The following is a 15737-nucleotide window of genomic DNA, read 5'->3' on the forward strand; positions in this document are numbered from 1 at the left end:
GGCCGTGTCGTACGGCCGGGCCCGGGGCGCGTTCCGGCCGTTGTCGGAGGCCGCTGATAGCGTGCCCGCACCGGTGGAACGATCATGGAGGACACAGCCGTGCAGGAAGTCGCGCATCACGAGGTCGGCGAGGAGCGTCTCGCCCGGGCGTTGGAGGACATCGAGGGGCGGGCGTGGGGCCGTTGGCACAGCATGTTCTACGACCACGTCTCCCCGGGGACGCTGCGCGCGTTCGGTGACGAGCTGCTCGACCATGTCGCCGCGCGGGTCGTGAAGGAGTCCGTGCTGGACGACACGGCGTGGTCCGCGCTGCGGACGGCGGCGGAGTGCTCGCTGGGCGTGCTCAGCATCGACTGCTGGCCCAATGGTGACCAGGAGATCCGGCTCCCGCTGGCGGGTACGGCGCTGACCAGCGAGGACATCAGCTTCAGCGACGCAGTCGACGAGGCTCCGTCGGCGCGCGCCTGGCTCGACACGTTCGCGGTGGCCCTGGTCAGCGGGCTGATGTGGGACTGGCAGCGGGTCACCGGCCTGCTGCTGCGGGGCGATTGCGCCCCGGAGATCCGCAAGGGGGCGCCGTACTCGAAGTTCACCCCGCCCGAGGACCCGGGCGGCATGGCCGCGATGGACGCGCTGTGCCTGTACCTGCGGGAGGCGAGCGGTCACCTGCCGCGCGACTGGCCGACGGTGCCGCTGCGCAAGCCGGAGGCCGGGGAGCTGGCCGAGGCGGCTCGGCTGCTGGACGCGGTCGGGGATCTGACGCCGGACCAGCGGCTGCTGCGGGTGCTGCTCGACGACGACCGCGCCGCGTTCGAACAGGCCCTGGCCGCCCGGCTGGTGGAGTACCGCGCGAGCGTGGGCGAGGACCCGGCTCCGCGGACGCTGCTGCCGCTCGACATCCTCGCCCTGGCCGCGCTGGCGGTCCAGGTGCACGGCTGGGAGCTCGACGTCCGCTCCGCCTACCTGCCGCCGGCGCTGCTGGGCACGACGGACGCGATGCGGCGGGCGGCGGAGTCGGGCGAGAACGACCTCGGCGGTTGGCACGCGAAGCAGTGAGCGTGCTCCACGAGATCACGCCTTCGGTGTGAGTTCCTCCTCGATGAGGTCGGCGGCGCGGCGGGTGCCGCCCTCGCTGGCCATCCGTTCCTGGATCTCCCGGCCCCGGCGGGCCACCTCGGGGTCGGAGACCAGGGCGAGGACGGCTTCCCGCAGCCGTTCCGGCGTCACTTCCTCCAGCGGCAGGTGACGGGCGACGCCGAGGGACTGGAGCATGTCGGCGTTGCCGAACTGGTCGGTGGCCAGCGGGACGGCGACCATGGGCGTGCCGGTCGCCAGTCCCTCCTGGCTGCCGCCCGCGCCGGCGTGCGTGACGAAGGCGTCGGCCTGCTTCAGCACCGACAGCTGCGGGACCCAGGAGCGGACTTCGACGTTGTCCGCCACGTCGCCCAGCTCGGCCGGGTCGACGTACTTGCCGATCTGGAGCACGACGTGCCAGCCGGGGAGGCCGCCGAAGGCCGCCACGCAGGCGCGGTAGAAGTCGGGCTGCTTGGTGAAGGCGGAGCCGAGCGAGACCAGCAGGACCTTCCCGGCGCCGGCCGGCCGCCGCCACTCCCCCTGGTCGGCCCGCGCGCCCTGGCAGGCGCCGACGAACCGGTACACGGAGTGGTCGACCCGGTCCGCGTGCGGCTGGAGCGCTTCGGGGATGAGGACGACCGCGCGGCGCGGGCGGGCGACGAACCGGTCGGGGTCGGTGTCGATGCCGTGCGCGGCAAGCCAGTCGGCGAAGCGCGCGTAGTACGCCTTGCCGCGCGGCGAGGCCTTCAGCTCGGCGTGCATCGGCGCGGCGACCTCCTCCTCGTACCCCTCCCAGGGCACGAGGTTCGGCCACAGGGAGACGGCGGGGACGCCCCAGCGGTGGGCGAGCACGGCGGCCGGGTACGAGGTGATGTCGTGCAGGACGAGGTCCGGCCGGTCGTCCTCGAATGCCTCGGCCAGCTGCGGCAGGACGTGGATCGCGTCGTTCAGGAACGGCTCGATGTTGTCGATGAGTTCGGTGCCCCAGGCGTCCGGGTCGTCGTCGGTCGGGAGGCGGGAGTCGTAGACGACGGGCGTGGCGCCGGTCGTGGCGACCTTCTCGGCGAAGGAGGCCGGGATCGCGTAGCTGACCCGGTGGCCCCGGTCGACGAGCTCGCGGATGACCTCCAGGCTGGGGTTCACGTGGCCGTGGGCGGCGATGGAGAACATGGCGATGTGGGAGCGGGGTGCGGGCGTCATGCGAGAGAGAGTAACCGAGACGAACCGTCTCGTCTAGCAGTTTTGATTCCGAGGAAGGAGGGCGAGGGCACGGTGCGCGCAGCGGCCCCGTCAGCCGCGGGCGACCCCCAGCGACACCACGTACCGCTCCTCGACGGTCCCGCCCGGAAACTCCGCGGACAGCAGCTCGCGCTCCGCGGCGAGAAACGCCGACGTGCCGGGCTCGCCGAGCATGAGGAAGGCGGAGTGACTGGCGAGGTTCGCCAGGTGCACGTCGAGCGGGACGCTGCGGCTCCACGCCACCTGGCAGGTGCGGAAGTCGAGGTCGGTCGTCAGGCGGCGGAACCGGACCAGGGGGTCGGTCTCCCGGACGTCGACGCCGAAGCGTGCGCGTACGCGGGCGTCCTGGTCGGCGAGCCACGGGACCGTGACGTCGGAGTCGTTCCACCACAGCGCGAGCGCGCCCCCGGGACGGAGCACCCGGAGCGCCTCGGGCACGGACTTGCGCGGGTCCGTCCAGTGCCAGGACTGCGCGTACGTGACCAGGTCGACCGACGCGGAGGCGAGCGGCAGGCGGTTGCCGTCGCCGAGGACCACCGGGACCTCGGGCAGCGCCCTGCGGAACTCGGCGGCCATCCCCGGCCCGGGCTCCACCGCGACGACCCGGGCCCCGCGGGCGTGGAGACGGGCGGTGGCCAGTCCGGTCCCGGCGCCGACGTCCGCGACGCACGCCCCGGCCAGGGGACGGCCGGCGAGTTCCTCGACGGCGTCGAACAGGGCGGGCGGATAGGAGGGGCGGTTGGCGGCGTAGAGGGCGGCGGCATCGTCGAAGGACAGGGCCTGCGAAGGGGAGGTCATCCGGCGATGATGCGCCGACGCGCTCCGGCGCACAGCCCGTTCGCGCGGGCGGGGCGCATATTTCGGCCGGATCCCGGCCCGGGGACCCGGTGCCCTTGCGCGGAGCCGGCCGACGGTGCCGTCGGTGCCGCGCCGACCTGGGGCTTCCCGCGAAGGGACCAGTCCGGCACGGGGCGGTGGAGGCGTGCCCCGTACGATGGCGGCATGACCTTCGCCTGCCGGACGACGCGCCGCCGCCCTGCCGGGCGCGGCCTCGCCCTGTTGGTGCTGGTCGTGCTCGCCGGGCTGCTCGGCATGCACGCGCTGTCGCCCGCGCAAGGGGCTGTACGGCAGGGCGGGGGCGGCGCCGTTCAGGCGGCCGGTCATCACGTACAGGCCGCCGGGCACCACGCGCAGAATGCCGGTCACCATGGCCACGGTGCCCCCACCGCGCACGCCTCCACCGACTCCGGGGAGACGCACGGCTGTTCGCACGGCGCCGGTTCCAGCGGGCACCTGGAGCACGCAGACGCGACCTGCGCCGCCGCCGGGGTGAGCGCCTCGTACGCGCCGCCCGCGCTGAGTCCCGCCCTGGTGGACGCCCCCGCGCCGAGCGCCCTCGCGGCCGTGGCGCCCAGGTCGACGGCGGCCGGACGGGCGCCGCCCGACCTCGCCGAACTGCAACTCCTGCGGATCTAGAGCCGCCCGCACGGTCCCTCGCCCTGCCGCGACCGGCCGTGCCCCGAGGCGTTCCCTCACTTCCGCACATCCCACACGCGCGCGGCACCGGAGACCCGGCCGCGCGGCAAGGAGTTGCATCACCATGACCAGCACGCGCACCCGCACCCGTCGCACCGCCGCCGTCCTCGCGGCCGGAGCCGCCGCCCTCGTCCTCGCCGCCTGCGGTGGAAGCGGTGACGGCGACAGCAGCGGCAGCGGGCACGGCGGCCACGGTGCCTCGTCCCCCTCGCCGTCCGTGTCGGCCCCGGCCACCGCGGCCAAGGACGGACGGAACGCGGCCGACGTCGCCTTCGCGAAGGGCATGATCCCGCACCACCGGCAGGCCGTGGAGATGGCCGACCTCGCGCCGACCCGCGCCGAGTCCCCGGCCGTGAAGAAGCTCGCCGCGGACATCAAGAAGGCCCAGGACCCCGAGATCCGGACCCTCTCCGGCTGGCTGACCTCCTGGGGCGAGCAGGTGCCCGCCGCCGGGGCCATGGACCACTCCGCCCACGGCGCGGGCGGCATGATGACCATGGAGGAGATGGACCGGCTCGAGAAGGCGTCGGGCAAGGCCTTCGACACGGCCTTCATGGAGCTGATGATCAAGCACCACGAGGGCGCGGTCGCGATGGCGAAGACGGAGCAGGCGCAGGGCGCCTTCCCCGAGGCCAAGAAGATGGCCGAGGCGATCATCACCTCGCAGTCGGCCGAGATCGCCCAGATGAACAAGCTGCTCGGCCGCTCGTGACCGGGTAGCGGGGAGGGGCGGGACCGCCGCGCGCGGTCCCGCCCCTCCGTTCCGGAGCCTTGGGGCCCTCGGGCCCGTTCACGCCGCCCCGGCGGCCTCCCGGGCGATCTGCTCGAACTGGGCGCCCATGGCCTCGGAGAGCGCCCGGGCGGCGGAGAGCGGGCGGACCATCACCATGAAGTCGTCGATCCGGCCCTCCTCGTCGAAGTGGAGGAAGTCGCATCCCTGGATCTGCTTGCCGGCGACGGTCGCCGTGAACACGAGGGCGTGGTCGCGGCCGTCGGGGTTCGCGATCTCCCGCACGTACGTGAAGTCCTCGAAGACGCGCATGACGCCGCGCACGATCGCCGCGGTGATCGCCCGGCCCGTGTACGGCTTGAACGCCACCGGGCTGGTGAAGACGACGTCGTCGGCGAGCAGGGCCTCGATGGCGGCGGCGTCGCGGTTCTCGACGGCGGTGCGGAACGGATGCATGGAACCCCTCGCTCGACCTAGTCAACAAATTTAATAGGTGCGTGCGAGAGTAAATGTTGCGCACGGCACCTGACAAGGCCGAAAGGCCAGGCGACGCGCGGCAGGGGTGCGACACAATCACGCCATGATCGGCAAACGGCTCATCCACCGCGACGCGGACGGCGTCCGCGTACCCGGGACCTGGCGGCCCGCGTTGCGCGCGGCTGACGCGCGGGGGTGAGGTACTCAGGCGTCATGGGACGTGCCGGCACGCGGAGTTGAGTACGCGCACCCAGGCGCGGCGGGCGCGGGCGGCCGACGATGGAGGCAGATCACACCGCACCAGCCAGGAGTCGTCCACGTGCTCAGTCGCCTCGCTGCCGCCCTCGTCCCCGTCGTGGGCCGGCTCACCGTCTCCGCCGACCTCCCGCGGCTGCCCGAGGGCGGCGCGGTCATCGTCGCCAACCACACCAGCCTCGCCGACCCGGCGGTGGTGCTGGCCGCGCTGCGGCGGCTGGGCGCCGAGCCCGTGGTGCTGTGCGCGGCCGGGCTGTGGCGGATCCCGCTGCTGGGCCGGGCGCTCACGCGGGAGGGGTACGTGCCCGTGCACCGGGGCACGGCGAACGCCGCCGACGCGCTGGCGGTGGCCGAGGAGGCGCTGCGCGCCGGCCGTCTTGTGCTGGTGTACGGCGAGGGCCGGATCCCCGACCGGCCGGACTCGGCGGACGCGCCGCCCGAGGAGTTCCGCACCGGGCCGGCCCGGCTCGCGGCCGCGGCCGGGGTGCCGCTGATCCCGCTCGGGCAGGCGGGGGCGCGCCGGATCACCTCGGGCAGTACCGCCAAGCAGCTCGCGGGCCTGTTCACCGCGCCGCTGCGCCGCCCTCGGCTCCATGTGCACGTCGGCGCGCCGGCGAAGCTGCCCCGGGACACGGCCGTCGCGACCCGGCTCGCCCGGCAGGCCGTCACGGCGGCCTGGCAGTCCGCCGCCCACCGGCGCGCCCGGCTTCCGGTGGGCCCGGACGGGCACGTCTCCTGCTGTGCGCACCTGGCCGGCCCGTCCGAGCCCCGCGCCGGCCGAGCGGCCCGGCAGCCGTCCCACGGGCGCGCCGGCGAAGGCGCGGGTCGCGAAGGTGCGTCCTGAGGCAGGCCGCGGGGCGCGCCGGTCAGCGCTCCAGCGTGGCGAACACGCCCGGGTCGTACGAGCCGCCCCGCATGCGGGTGATCACGCCGAGCCGGTTGGCGGCGTTGATCATGGCGACGAGGGAGACCAGCGCGGCGATCTCGTCCTCGTCGTAGTGCTTGCGCACCTGCTCCCAGGTCTCGTCGGACACGCCCTGGTGGGCGTCGGCGAGCCGGGTGCCCTCCTCGGCGAGCGCCAGCGCCGCCCGCTCGGCCTCGGTGAACACGGTCGACTCGCGCCAGGCGGCGACCAGGCTGAGCCGCACCGCGCTCTCGCCGGCGGCGGCCGCCTCCTTGGTGTGCACGTCGACGCACCAGCCGCAGCCGTTGATCTGGCTGGCGCGCAGCTCCACCAGCTCCGGGAGGGCCCTGGGCAGCGACGACTCCCGGATCGCCAGGCCCACGTTGTAGAACCGCTTGCTGATCTTGGCGCCGAGCTCGTTGGTCATCAGGTTGATGCGGGGTTCCATGATTTCGTCCGTCCTCGTGAGGGCATTGGCGTGCCGCGGCGGATCGTCCGCGCGGCGTGCTGACGAACACGGGATGCCGGCGCCCGCCGTCGCGTGACACCGGCGGGCGTGTGGCGTGCGTCACCCTGACCGGCTGTCACACAGCAGGCCCCGTCGGCATCTCGTGTGCGGCACAACGGACGTGACGGGTACGGGACGGGCGGGAGTCGGCCATGAGCGAGAGCGGCACGCGGACGAGGGACACGGCGGAGCCGGCGGTCCGGGGCGACCGGATGAGCGCCGCCACCGAGGTGTTCCTCGCCCACCGCAGCCTGCTGTTCACGGTGGCCTACGAGTTGCTCGGCTCGGCCGCCGACGCGGAGGACGTCCTGCAGGAGACCTGGCTGCGCTGGGCGGGCGTCGAGCTCGACGAGGTGCGGGAGCCGCGTGCGTTCCTGGTCCGGATCACCACGCGGCAGGCGCTGATGCGGCTGCGCACGCTCCGCCGGCGCAAGGAGTCCTATGTCGGCCCCTGGCTGCCCGAACCGCTGCTGACCGCCCCGGACGTGGCCGAGGACGTGGAGCTGGCGGACAGCATCTCCATGGCGATGCTGCTGGTCCTGGAGACGCTCGGCCCGACCGAGCGCGCGGTGTTCGTGCTGCGCGAGGTGTTCGAGCTGGACTACGGCGAGATCGCGCAGGCCGTGGACAGGACCCCGGCCGCGGTCCGCCAGATCGCGCATCGCGCGCGGGCCCGCGTCGCGGCGCGCCGACCGCGCGGGAGCGTCTCCCCGGCCGAGGCCCGGGACGCGCTCGACGCCTTCCGGCGGGCGGCCACGACGGGCGATCTGCAGCGGCTGCTCGACATCCTCGCGCCGGATGTGGTCCTCGTCGGCGACGGCGGCGGAGTCGTCCAGGCCGTGCTGTCCCCCGTGGTCGGGGCCTCCGAGGTGGCCCCTCTGCTCGCCGGGCTCGCCCGGTTCGGCGACGCGGCGTCACTGCGGCCGGCGCTGGTCAACGGCGGCCCGGCGCTGATCCTCCGGCTCGGCGGCGAGATCGACACCGTCCTGTCGGTGCGCATCGACGACGGTCGCATCACGGGCCTCTACGCGGTGCGCAACCCGGAGAAGCTGTCACGGCTCGCACGCGCGACCGCGGTGAGCCGCTGATCCCCGGATCCGTACCGCACGCCGGTGAAAGGTGCTGACGAAGGTTCAGCCACGGCGGGACGGGACCAGGCCCGCCTCGTACGCGGCGATGGCGCCGGCGCGCGGCGCCCGCTCCTGGTGCTCGCCGGGTGCCTCGCGGCCGATCTCGTGACCTGCGCGGTGCTGCGGACCCCGGCGGTGTGGTGGTTCTACGCACTGACCGTGCTGCCCGCCGCGCTCCTGCTGCCCTGGCTGGCCGGACGGCACTGGGGCGGGCGGCGCGAACTCGTGCGCGAGGGCTGGCTGCTGGCCCGGAGCCTGGAGGAGCGGCAGCACCTGGTCGCCGAACGGGCCCGGCTGACCGAACGCGCCGACATCGCGGCCGACATGCACGACTCGCTCGGGCACGTCCTGAGCCTGGTCGCGCTGCGCGCCGGGGCGCTGGAACTCTCCCCCGATCTCACCGACCGCGACCGCGCCGACCTGGCCGAACTGCGCGGGACGATCGCGGACGCGGTGGAGCAGCTGCGGGAGACCGTGGCCGTGCTGCACGACCCGACCGGGCACGAACACGGTTCCAGCGGAACGGCGCCGGGTCCCGGCCTGCCCGTGACCGACACCGTCGAGGACCTACTCGGCCGGGCCGTCGCCTCGGGGGTTCCGGTCCGCTGGGAGCGGCGCGGGGTGACGCCCACGCTGCCTCCGTTGATCGAACGGGGCCTGTACCGGACGGTGCAGGAGGCCCTGACCAACGCGGTGAAGCACGCGCCGGGCAGTGTGATCCGGGTGCGGATCACACACGGGGCGGACCGTACCCGCGTGACCGTCGTGAACGGCGCTCCCGCGGCCGGCGCACCGGCGGGGCCTTCGGCCCAGGACCCTGCGGCCGGCGCTGGGCACCTTGGCCTGACGGGGCTCCGGGAGCGCGTGACGGTGCTCGGCGGCTCGCTGCAGACCGGCCCGTACCGGGGCGGGTTCCGGGTCACGGCGGTCCTCTCGCACCGGGCCACGGCCCGTGCGGCGGCACCGCCGCCGTCCGCAAATCTCGAGGGTCGGGGCAGGGGGCACACCGAGTCCGCCCGACGGCTCGCCTCCGCACGGAGCGCCGCCCGCCGCCGTTTTGTCGCCGCGTTCGCGGCGCCGGTCGTCGCGGCCGCGTTCTTCCTGCCCTCCGCCGTGTTCCTGGCCTGGCAGCTGACGACGAGTGTGCTGCCGCCTTCCCGCTTCGACGAGCTGACGACCGGCCGGCCGCGCGCCGAGCTCGACACGCTGCTGCCGGCCCGCGCCTTCCGCCACCCGCCCGACCACGCCCGCTTCGCGCCCCGGCCGGCCGGTGCCCGGTGCGAGTTCTACCGTTCCGGCGGCGACCTGTTGCACGAGGTCGACCTGTACAGGCTCTGCTGGTCGGGCGACACTTTGCTGACGAAGGACATCGTCCCCGCGAGCGCGCCCTCAGCCTCGGCGCGGTGACGCCGTGCCCTGGTCATGCCGGTCGGGCGGCGCAGCTCCCGGAGTCAGGTGTGACCCAAGGCGTTGCGCCGCCGACCGGATGTCGGCGTCGCCCCCGCCGGTTCCGCCCGTGGGCCCTCAGGTGTGCACCCGGCTGTTGGGGCCGTCCTGGGCGTCGGCGTGGTCGTCGTTGAACCAGTAGTCGCCGGCCGCGAGATAGCGGAACGAGTGGCTGGTCTTGCGGGGCAGCGCGACCGTCACCGCACGGGTCTCGTCCTCCCGGGCGCGCAGCGGGTGGGCGTACGGGTCCCAGCCGTTGAAGTCGCCGACGACGCTGACGGGGCCCGGGGGGACGTCGGCGGGGAGGACGAAGGTGATCTCGGTACGGTTCTTCCGCTGCTTGCGTTCGAGCATGGCGGTGCGACTCCTGTCGACTCGACGGGCGGGAAACGTGGGGCCATCCTGCGCCCCGCCCGGCCACCCGGACCGCCGACACGGCCGACGGCCACGGTGGAATACCGCCACCCGAGCAACGGGGGCGGCTAGGACTTGTCCGGCCGATCATGTACGGAGCCAGATGACGAGGGTTCCCACGTCCCTTGCTGTGTCCGACGCCATCACTACCGCCAGCTGCGCGAGCTGACCATCGACGAGCTGGCCTACGTGCTCTTGATGCTCGACCACCCGATCTCTGCCGACGTCCTCGCTGAGATGGAGCGATGTGTTCGCCCCGTGACCGTTGACGATCTTGTGGCGATCGCTTACGTGCTCGAGACGACGCCCGCAGTGATGCTGTCGCACGTCCCCATCGACGTGCCGGAACCTGATGGGCCCCTCGCCACCGGGCTGCCGAATGACGTCGACCAGGCTGAGCTGCGTGCCTGGCTGGCACCACGCTCGACCGCGAGGCGCGGGTGAACTGGTGGAAGGAGCGGGTCGCCCGTCTCCGGGTCCGGGCTGCGCATCATGAGGAGCAGCTGCAAGGTGCGCACGCGGAGCTGCGTGAGCTCGGCGACCTGACGCTGCAGGAAGCGGATGCCCTGCCCGTCCAGTGTCTGCAGTTCCGAATCCGGGACGGCGAGCACGCGCTCAATCAGGCAGAGGCCGCACTGGCGTTGACGGCGCAGCGGCTCGACAACTTCCCCGAAGACGTCTGACGACTGAGCTTCGACCACTCAAGGGTGCCTGTGAGGGCCGACTCTGACAGATATTCTGCTGTTTGCGTGGTACCTCTGATATAGCAACCAGCAGTACTGGCAGTGCTGCTGCCGGCGCCCCAGCCACCGCAGAGCTGACGCCGGCCGACCATCCAGAACGAACGAAGGCAGAACACTGTGAACTCCGCAAGGACCACATATGTGACGCGGGCCGGGATAGCCGCATCCATCGCGGCTCTGGCCCCACTGATGCTCACGGGCTGCGGCGCGAGTAGTGACGCTGCTTCCTCGAAGGGCCCCAGCAGCAGCCAGGCCTCCAGCTTCGACGGTGCCTACATCTCCATCACCGATGGGGCCCGCGGGGAGATTGCAGCCATCGACGGTCACGAGATCACGTACATCAACGTCCCTGGTGGCGACCTGCGGTGCAAGCTGACCACGATGGCCCTCGACGACATCAAACACCGCGCGATCGTCAAAGGCGGTAGAACCGACGAAGGGCAGTACCAGGTCCTGTCGACCGGCACAATCAACGACGGCCGGACCAGCGTGCTCTGGAACGATGTCAACGGCTCTGATCAGACGGGCACCGACCCGGGATCAGGCGCGCTTTCGATCACGAGTGATATGATCACGCTCGGATACACCTTCCACTACTCGATCGATCAGGTCCAGCTCATCCCTGTCGACAGCGGCCAAGCAAAGGCATTGATGGCAAAGGACTGCGACCAGCACAGCTGAAGGCCATTCCGCCCAGTCGGCACAGAATCCTGTCGACATCGCATCCATGGGATTCTGCTTTCTCCCTGACGCATACTCCCGGAGCTGCTGTGCCGGTACTGCCTCGGCTGCCGGCTCGGTGAGGACTGTCGAGGAGGCTTGGACTTGTCCGGCCGATCATGTGACTGCTCCGCCGTTGTGTCGTTGATGTGGACATGGGGCGGGGAGATCTGTCGGATGCCGGGTGGGAACGGCTGCGGCCGTTCCTGCCGGTCGGCAACAGGCGTTGTGGCAGGTGGCGGGATCACCGGCAGGTGATCGACGGGATTCTGCACCGGGTGCGGACCGGCATTCAGTGGCGTGACCTGCCCGAACGGTTCGGCCCGTGGAAGACCATCTATGAACGCCATCGCCTGTGGTCGGCCGACGGAACCTGGGAACGCCTGCTCCAGCAAGTCCAGGCCGAGGCCGACGCGGCCGGGGAGATCGACTGGGACATCTCGATCGACTCCACCATCGTGCGGGCACATCAGCACGCCGCCGGCGCCCGCACAGAACCACCGCCGACTCCCGCCTCAAAGGGGGACGCAGCGGCAGAACACCAGGGCGAAACACCGTGGCAGAGCCTCGCCGCCCGCCTGGTGGAGGCGGTGCAGGAGGTGAAGGCCTGGGCCGCTCGCGCGGCGGGTTCACCACCAAGCTCCACCTGAGCGCGGACGGCCGCTGCCGCCCGCTGTCCCTGATCATCACGCCAGGGCAGCGGGCGGACTGCACCCAGTTCAAGCCCGTGCTGGAGAAGATCCGAGTCCCGCGCATCGGGCGGGCAGGCCACGCAAGAAGCCTGACAGCCTCGCCGCCGACAAGGCCTACAGCAACGGCCCATGCCGCGAGTATCTGCGGCGCCAGAGCATCCGGCACACGATTCCGGAGAAGAGCGACAGTCAGGCCGCCCGCCTGCGCAAAGGGTCACGCGGCGGACGGCCACCCGGCTTCGACGAAGAGCGGTACAAGGAACGCAACACCGTCGAGCGGGCGATCAACCGGCTCAAGCACGCCAGAGCAGTAGCCACCCGCTACGACAAGCGCGGCTACGTCTTCCTCGGGACCGCGACTGCCGCAACCCTCGTCATCTGGCTCCGTACACGATCGGCCGGACAAGTCCTAGTTCGACTGGCCGATCGGCCGGACCACGAGGGTGTTCACGTCCACGCCGCGCGGCTGGGAGATCGCCCAGACGACGGTGTCCACGAGCTGCTCGGCGGAGATCATGACGCCCGCCGCGTCGGCGCCGCCGGGGCGCGGGTCCCAGAAGGGGGTCCGGACGCGGCCGGGGGCGATGAGCGTCGTGCCGATGCCGTAGCCGGTCACCAGCATGCGGACGTTCTCCGCCAGGCCGGTCACCGCGAACTTCGTCATGGAGTACAGGTTGCCGGGCGTGTTCTTGAAGCCGGCGACGCTGCCGACCAGCACCACGCGACCCTTCGACTCCTTGAGCGCGGGGAGGGCGGCCCGTACCAGCAGGGCGGGGCCGAGGACGTTGGTCAGCACCATGCCCCGCCACTCCTCCGGGTCGCCGGTCTCGACCGTGCCGTTGGTCGCGTACCCGGCGTTGGCGATCGCGTAGTCCAGCCGTCCGAACGCCCGCACCGTCTCGTCGACCGCCGACGACACCTGCTCCCAGTCCGCCGCGTCGCTCTCGAACGTCAGCAGCCGGTCCCCGGCGCCCGCGTCCTGGGCCGCCTCGGCCAGCAGGGCGAGTTTCTTCGCGCTGCGCCCGGTGGCGGCCACCCGGTGGCCGAGGTCCAGCAGGCGGCGCACGGTCTCGGCGCCGATCCCGCTCGACCCGCCCGTGATGAAGGTGACGGGCGCTTGGGTGCTGTCGATGGACACGTTCCCGTTGGACATGGTCTCCCCGAGGGCCGATGGCGGTGCGCGCGGACGTGCGGCACCATCGCTGCCCCGACGCTAGATCGTCCCGGCCTCCTGGGCCAAACAGCGTGGACGCGAATCCGCATGCGTCCGGCGGTGGTTGACCCCCGCCGCAGCGTCGCCGGGCGGTGTCCGCTAGCGTGCTCCTTACTTATACGGCACCGTATAGAAGCGAGGTCGCACCGTGCCCAAACGTGCCACGACCGCCTACACCGAACTGCCCTGGCGTATCCACGAACTCGCCCGCGACTTCGTCGTCGAGGACGTGTGGTCCTTCCGCACCCCGGGCGCCGGGCCCGACGACTTCCCGGCGATGCTGGCCGCGATGCGCGCCACCGGCGGGCTCGGCCAACAGCCGCTGCCCGCCCGGTTCCTGTTCGCCGTGCGGTGGAAGCTCGGCGCGCTGCTCGGCTGGGACCGGCCGGACGCGGGCATCGGCCGGCGGGTCGGCTCCCTGCGCGACCGGCTGCCGGACGACCTGCTCGCCGCGCCGCGCGGGCCGGACGATCCGGCGATGCCGCTCAAGCCCGTGTACGAACTGGCCGACGAGGCCGCGCGGGAACTCGCCAACAAGACCGTGCACACCGTGATGCACCTCGGCTGGGCCCCCGGCGACGACGGGGACCACGAGCTGCGGATGGCGGTGCTGGTGAAGCCCAACGGCCGCTTCGGACGCGCCTACATGGCCGCCATCGCCCCGTTCCGGTACCTCATCGTCTACCCGGCCCTGACCCGGAAGTGGGAGCGGGCGTGGGCTGAGCGGGCACGGTAGGCGGCTGCGGGCCGCTTGGCCGCGAGCCGGGGCCGCGGAGCACGCGCAGGTCCCTGACCTCGTACGACATCTCCGTGGCCTCGGGGTCCGGCGCCGGGTGGTAACGGCCCGCGCAGACGGAGAGGTTGACGATCAGGTAGGCGTGCCAGGAGCGGCCGACGCCGCGCCCGTCCGCGTACACCTCCGTGTCGTCGACGGACCACACCACCGAGTCGGCCCCGAACTCCGTGCGCAGCCGCACCCAGCCGCCGGGCCGGATGCCGGGGTCGCGGTGGTAGTGGTACCCGCCGCGGACCCGGTTCGACAGCTCCAGCAGGTCGGGGTTGTCCGGGTGGTACTCGAAGACGTCGATCTCCTGGCCGCCGTCCCGCCAGGTCCAGATCGCCGGCCAGGCCCCGAACTCCTCGGGCAGCCGGACGCGGGCCTCCAGGATGTCGCCCGCGCGCACCTGGAAGCCCTCGGCACTGCCCTCGGTGGTGAGCAGCCCGGCGTCCCACAGGCCGTCCCGGCGCCGGCGCGCCCGGAACACCCCCGAGCGGCTGTAGTCGGGGTCGGCGGTCAGATGGTCGAGCTTGTTGTCGCCGGGGTTGACCGGTCCGCCGTCGGGATAGGCCCAGGAGCGGCCGGCGACCCACTGCTGCGTGGACGTGAAGTCGGCGGTGAAGACCGGCTCGACGGCCGGGATCGACGAAGACATGGCGGTACCCCCGAGCGTGCGTTTCGTCCAGCGATGATCCACTGGTCAGAAAAGTCCTGCCCCCGTCCGCGACGCCTACGCACACCGGTCACTCATTGGCATGAGGTCGCCACGGCGCCCCCGCTCCGGTGTTCGAGGCGCCGACGATGTGACGGACGGGGACTGTCAGACCCCCCTCGTAACGTCGTCGGTGAAGGGCCGGCAGGGTGCTGGTCCACCGGCGCAGGGAGCGGTCATGGGCAAGATCAGTGTGAACCGGCAGCACCTCAACCGTCTGCTGGCCGACAGTGCGGACGGGCACGGTGTCCCCTATCAGCAGGCGTTCGCCGAGCTCGCCGCCGAATATCGCGGGCGTCCGCCGCACGAGATCCTGCCTGCGCTGAAGGACGCCGCGGATCGCGCGCTGCTCGGGTTCTCGTGGAGCGACCTGCGGGAACAGGCCGAGGCCATCAGCACCGGCCGCCCGTACACGCTGCGCGTCACGGTGACCGGCAGATAGCGGGCGGCCCCACCGGACGGGGGAGGCCGGTGGGGCCTTGCGGGGGAGCCTGATGAACGGGGAACACCAGGCTCTTCCGCGAGTGTGCCACGAGTCGGGCGGCGGGGGCTGCCCTTCCACGTACGTGGCGTCAGTCGATGGCGGCGACACCGGCCCGGGCGAACTTCTCGTCCAGGTCGCCGGACGGGGCGCCGGCCACGCCGATGCCGGCGACGGGCGCGCCTTCGGCGGTGATCGGGGTGCCGCCGCCGAGGAAGAGGATGCCGGGGATGTCCTTCAGGTTCGGCGTCTGGGCGAGGCGGCCGGCCAGGGTGGAGGTCGTGGCGTTCCAGGAGACGGCGGTGTACGCCTTCTTCTCGGCGGACTCGTACGACTGCGGGCCGGCACCGTCGCCACGGAGGGTGACGAGGGTGTTGCCGTTGCGGTCGACGACGGCGACGGAGACGTGCTGGTTCTCCGCCTTCGCGGCGTCCAGGGCGGCCTGCGCGGCCTCGGTGGCGGCCTCGATCGTCAGGTGCGTCGACTGCGTCGTGTTCCCGGCGGCGGCATCCGCCTTCGCGACCGCGGCGGCGGGCGCGGCGGCCGGGGTGGCGGCGTTCGCGGACACCGCGCCGAAGGCGCCGGCGCCGAGCGCGGCCAGAGTGAGGCCGCCGGTCAGGACATGGGTCCGCATCGAGATCTTCTTCATGGTCGCTGGTTCCTCGCGGCCGTCGGGGTCCCGCCC

Annotated in this window: 18 protein-coding genes and 2 pseudogenes; 12 read left to right on the plus strand and 8 right to left on the minus strand. The window is 72.6% G+C overall.

The window, feature by feature from the left end; genetic code table 11:
* The first annotated feature begins 99 nt into the window (after window positions 1–99).
* The gene (locus tag ACNJ93_RS00595) at window positions 100–1056 is read left to right on the plus strand and encodes an immunity 49 family protein (protein WP_418961272.1); all 957 of its coding nucleotides are present in this window, start codon (window positions 100–102) and stop codon (window positions 1054–1056) included.
* A gap of 15 nt (window positions 1057–1071) precedes the next feature.
* On the opposite strand, the pseudogene mgt reads toward ACNJ93_RS00595, so the two are convergent.
* Both mgt and ACNJ93_RS00605 read right to left on the minus strand, forming a co-directional pair.
* Window positions 1072–2356, minus strand: a pseudogene (gene mgt, locus ACNJ93_RS00600) (macrolide-inactivating glycosyltransferase).
* Between the two features lie 8 nt (window positions 2357–2364).
* Window positions 2365–3111, minus strand: coding sequence for a class I SAM-dependent methyltransferase (locus ACNJ93_RS00605; RefSeq protein ID WP_418955293.1), 747 nt, complete (start codon window positions 3109–3111; stop codon window positions 2365–2367).
* Window positions 3112–3315: 204 nt separating this feature from the next.
* Between ACNJ93_RS00605 and ACNJ93_RS00610 the strand changes: the two genes are divergently transcribed.
* Both ACNJ93_RS00610 and ACNJ93_RS00615 read left to right on the plus strand, forming a co-directional pair.
* On the plus strand, window positions 3316–3789 hold the full coding sequence (locus ACNJ93_RS00610) for a DUF6153 family protein (protein ID WP_418955294.1): 474 nt from the start codon (window positions 3316–3318) through the stop codon (window positions 3787–3789).
* A 124-nt stretch (window positions 3790–3913) separates the two neighbouring features.
* Window positions 3914–4561, plus strand: a complete 648-nt coding sequence (locus tag ACNJ93_RS00615; RefSeq protein ID WP_418955295.1) for a DUF305 domain-containing protein — start codon at window positions 3914–3916, stop codon at window positions 4559–4561.
* A gap of 78 nt (window positions 4562–4639) precedes the next feature.
* Here ACNJ93_RS00615 and ACNJ93_RS00620 read toward each other — a convergent pair whose 3' ends face one another.
* The gene (locus ACNJ93_RS00620) at window positions 4640–5035 is read right to left on the minus strand and encodes a nuclear transport factor 2 family protein (RefSeq protein ID WP_418955296.1); all 396 of its coding nucleotides are present in this window, start codon (window positions 5033–5035) and stop codon (window positions 4640–4642) included.
* A 340-nt stretch (window positions 5036–5375) separates the two neighbouring features.
* On the opposite strand from ACNJ93_RS00620, the gene ACNJ93_RS00625 reads away from it, so the two are divergent.
* Window positions 5376–6155: a lysophospholipid acyltransferase family protein gene (locus ACNJ93_RS00625; protein WP_418955297.1), complete on the plus strand. Its 780-nt coding sequence runs from the start codon at window positions 5376–5378 to the stop codon at window positions 6153–6155.
* 22 nt (window positions 6156–6177) lie between these two features.
* Here ACNJ93_RS00625 and ACNJ93_RS00630 read toward each other — a convergent pair whose 3' ends face one another.
* Window positions 6178–6663, minus strand: coding sequence for a carboxymuconolactone decarboxylase family protein (locus ACNJ93_RS00630; RefSeq protein WP_418955298.1), 486 nt, complete (start codon window positions 6661–6663; stop codon window positions 6178–6180).
* Window positions 6664–6875: 212 nt separating this feature from the next.
* Between ACNJ93_RS00630 and ACNJ93_RS00635 the strand changes: the two genes are divergently transcribed.
* Both ACNJ93_RS00635 and ACNJ93_RS00640 read left to right on the plus strand, forming a co-directional pair.
* The gene (locus ACNJ93_RS00635) at window positions 6876–7811 is read left to right on the plus strand and encodes an RNA polymerase sigma-70 factor (protein ID WP_418955299.1); all 936 of its coding nucleotides are present in this window, start codon (window positions 6876–6878) and stop codon (window positions 7809–7811) included.
* Between the two features lie 24 nt (window positions 7812–7835).
* The gene (locus tag ACNJ93_RS00640) at window positions 7836–9260 is read left to right on the plus strand and encodes a sensor histidine kinase (protein WP_418955300.1); all 1425 of its coding nucleotides are present in this window, start codon (window positions 7836–7838) and stop codon (window positions 9258–9260) included.
* A gap of 117 nt (window positions 9261–9377) precedes the next feature.
* Here the strand turns inward: ACNJ93_RS00640 and ACNJ93_RS00645 are convergent, their stop codons facing one another.
* Window positions 9378–9653: an isoamylase early set domain-containing protein gene (locus ACNJ93_RS00645; protein WP_418955301.1), complete on the minus strand. Its 276-nt coding sequence runs from the start codon at window positions 9651–9653 to the stop codon at window positions 9378–9380.
* Window positions 9654–9911: 258 nt separating this feature from the next.
* Here ACNJ93_RS00645 and ACNJ93_RS00650 point away from each other — a divergent pair, with 258 nt between their 5' ends.
* From ACNJ93_RS00650 to ACNJ93_RS00665, 4 genes and pseudogenes are all read left to right on the plus strand, one after another.
* Entirely contained in the window at window positions 9912–10157 is a 246-nt protein-coding gene (locus ACNJ93_RS00650) for a hypothetical protein (RefSeq protein ID WP_418955302.1), read from the plus strand.
* The gene (locus tag ACNJ93_RS00655) at window positions 10154–10396 is read left to right on the plus strand and encodes a hypothetical protein (RefSeq protein WP_418955303.1); all 243 of its coding nucleotides are present in this window, start codon (window positions 10154–10156) and stop codon (window positions 10394–10396) included. Before ACNJ93_RS00650 ends, ACNJ93_RS00655 begins: the two co-directional genes overlap by 4 nt.
* Before the next feature lie 201 nt (window positions 10397–10597).
* Window positions 10598–11137: a hypothetical protein gene (locus tag ACNJ93_RS00660; protein ID WP_418955304.1), complete on the plus strand. Its 540-nt coding sequence runs from the start codon at window positions 10598–10600 to the stop codon at window positions 11135–11137.
* Between the two features lie 194 nt (window positions 11138–11331).
* A pseudogene (locus ACNJ93_RS00665) lies at window positions 11332–12256 on the plus strand (IS5 family transposase); the annotation flags it as partial.
* A gap of 21 nt (window positions 12257–12277) precedes the next feature.
* Here ACNJ93_RS00665 and ACNJ93_RS00670 read toward each other — a convergent pair.
* Entirely contained in the window at window positions 12278–13021 is a 744-nt protein-coding gene (locus ACNJ93_RS00670; RefSeq protein WP_418955305.1) for an SDR family oxidoreductase, read from the minus strand.
* Window positions 13022–13229: 208 nt separating this feature from the next.
* On the opposite strand from ACNJ93_RS00670, the gene ACNJ93_RS00675 reads away from it, so the two are divergent.
* Entirely contained in the window at window positions 13230–13817 is a 588-nt protein-coding gene (locus ACNJ93_RS00675; RefSeq protein WP_418955306.1) for a DUF2867 domain-containing protein, read from the plus strand.
* Here ACNJ93_RS00675 and ACNJ93_RS00680 read toward each other — a convergent pair.
* The gene (locus ACNJ93_RS00680; protein WP_418955307.1) at window positions 13756–14514 is read right to left on the minus strand and encodes a beta-glucanase; all 759 of its coding nucleotides are present in this window, start codon (window positions 14512–14514) and stop codon (window positions 13756–13758) included. The two genes, ACNJ93_RS00675 and ACNJ93_RS00680, sit on opposite strands and share 62 nt — an antisense overlap.
* Before the next feature lie 235 nt (window positions 14515–14749).
* Here ACNJ93_RS00680 and ACNJ93_RS00685 point away from each other — a divergent pair, with 235 nt between their 5' ends.
* The gene (locus tag ACNJ93_RS00685; RefSeq protein ID WP_418955308.1) at window positions 14750–15013 is read left to right on the plus strand and encodes a hypothetical protein; all 264 of its coding nucleotides are present in this window, start codon (window positions 14750–14752) and stop codon (window positions 15011–15013) included.
* 130 nt (window positions 15014–15143) lie between these two features.
* Here the strand turns inward: ACNJ93_RS00685 and ACNJ93_RS00690 are convergent, their stop codons facing one another.
* Window positions 15144–15701, minus strand: a complete 558-nt coding sequence (locus tag ACNJ93_RS00690; protein WP_418955309.1) for a GlcG/HbpS family heme-binding protein — start codon at window positions 15699–15701, stop codon at window positions 15144–15146.
* Window positions 15702–15737: the final 36 nt, after the last annotated feature.

It is taken from the genome of Streptomyces tritici (genome assembly GCF_048500665.1).
Lineage (GTDB): Bacteria > Actinomycetota > Actinomycetes > Streptomycetales > Streptomycetaceae > Streptomyces > Streptomyces tritici.

Bases quoted from the DNA above. Each gene is read 5' to 3' on its own strand.
- ACNJ93_RS00605 (WP_418955293.1), bottom strand. From the start codon at position 3,111: ATGACCTCCCCTTCGCAGGCCCTGTCCTTCGACGATGCCGCCGCCCTC.
- ACNJ93_RS00610 (WP_418955294.1), top strand. From the start codon at position 3,316: ATGACCTTCGCCTGCCGGACGACGCGCCGCCGCCCTGCCGGGCGCGGC.
- ACNJ93_RS00615 (WP_418955295.1), top strand. From the start codon at position 3,914: ATGACCAGCACGCGCACCCGCACCCGTCGCACCGCCGCCGTCCTCGCG.
- ACNJ93_RS00620 (WP_418955296.1), bottom strand. From the start codon at position 5,035: ATGCATCCGTTCCGCACCGCCGTCGAGAACCGCGACGCCGCCGCCATC.
- ACNJ93_RS00630 (WP_418955298.1), bottom strand. From the start codon at position 6,663: ATGGAACCCCGCATCAACCTGATGACCAACGAGCTCGGCGCCAAGATC.
- ACNJ93_RS00635 (WP_418955299.1), top strand. From the start codon at position 6,876: ATGAGCGAGAGCGGCACGCGGACGAGGGACACGGCGGAGCCGGCGGTC.
- ACNJ93_RS00645 (WP_418955301.1), bottom strand. From the start codon at position 9,653: ATGCTCGAACGCAAGCAGCGGAAGAACCGTACCGAGATCACCTTCGTC.
- ACNJ93_RS00650 (WP_418955302.1), top strand. From the start codon at position 9,912: ATGCTCGACCACCCGATCTCTGCCGACGTCCTCGCTGAGATGGAGCGA.
- ACNJ93_RS00670 (WP_418955305.1), bottom strand. From the start codon at position 13,021: ATGTCCAACGGGAACGTGTCCATCGACAGCACCCAAGCGCCCGTCACC.
- ACNJ93_RS00680 (WP_418955307.1), bottom strand. From the start codon at position 14,514: ATGTCTTCGTCGATCCCGGCCGTCGAGCCGGTCTTCACCGCCGACTTC.
- ACNJ93_RS00685 (WP_418955308.1), top strand. From the start codon at position 14,750: ATGGGCAAGATCAGTGTGAACCGGCAGCACCTCAACCGTCTGCTGGCC.
- ACNJ93_RS00690 (WP_418955309.1), bottom strand. From the start codon at position 15,701: ATGAAGAAGATCTCGATGCGGACCCATGTCCTGACCGGCGGCCTCACT.